At 66.9% G+C, this 691-nt stretch carries 2 protein-coding genes; both read left to right on the top strand.

Going from position 1 to position 691, the window contains the following annotated elements; translation table 11 throughout:
- Positions 1–86 precede the first annotated feature (86 nt).
- Complete coding sequence (locus tag AXK60_RS25330; protein ID WP_068571092.1) at positions 87–386, top strand: hypothetical protein; 300 nt, start codon at positions 87–89, stop codon at positions 384–386.
- Between the two features lie 77 nt (positions 387–463).
- The gene (locus tag AXK60_RS25325) at positions 464–667 is read left to right on the top strand and encodes a helix-turn-helix transcriptional regulator (protein WP_068571093.1); all 204 of its coding nucleotides are present in this window, start codon (positions 464–466) and stop codon (positions 665–667) included.
- The last annotated feature ends 24 nt before the right edge of the window (positions 668–691 follow it).

Raw genomic sequence — 691 nt, 5'->3', positions numbered from 1 at the left:
CGTGACGTACTTATGGATGACATCCTTATAGCTGTCATGTTGTTGCTGGGGGGCGACGACAAGAGGGACTTACAGGGAGGTCACGGATGGAGTTTTCAGCGACGGTTTCGCCTCCGTGTGAGCCAGTACCGCAGTGGTTTGACCTGACGACGGCGACGTCGGAGACGGCGGCGGAGGCGCTGCGGATGTGTGCTGGGTGTCCGTTTCTCGATGCGTGCGACAGGCTGCGCCTGGAGCTCAAACGCGATGGGAATCTCGCGTTCGCGATCTATGCCGGGCACATGCACGCCAAGGGCGGGGTGGAGGTGCCGGCAAGCGAGATCCATCGCGTCGACAGCTTCGGCCATCGCGGCCGCGTCGTGCGGCGCAATAGCGCGGCCGCGTAAGCAGATCGCAGCAGGCGCGGCGCACGACGCGGGCAGGCGGTCGCTCGCGCCGCAGGCGCCGATCTAAGCTGTGCCGCGTGGAGTACTACCTGTCGCTGGGCGAGGTCGCACAGCACACGGGTGTGTCGCTCTCAACGATGAAGACCTACCTCGCCCGCGGCTATCTCCCCGAGCCCGATGCGATCATCGGCCGCAACCGCGGCTGGCGCGTCGAGACCATCGACGCGTGGACGCAGAGCCGGCCCGGGCGCGGGGCGCGAACCGACCAGCACAACGAGTGATGCGTTCTCCCGAGCGCCCGCCGC

Origin of the sequence: Tsukamurella pseudospumae, from assembly GCF_001575195.1 — a bacterium.
GTDB classification, from domain to species: domain Bacteria; phylum Actinomycetota; class Actinomycetes; order Mycobacteriales; family Mycobacteriaceae; genus Tsukamurella; species Tsukamurella pseudospumae.
This window is presented reverse-complemented; position numbering and strand designations above follow the sequence as displayed.

Excerpts from the sequence above, each read along its gene's own strand:
- AXK60_RS25330 (WP_068571092.1), top strand. The coding sequence starts at position 87 with ATGGAGTTTTCAGCGACGGTTTCGCCTCCGTGTGAGCCAGTACCGCAG.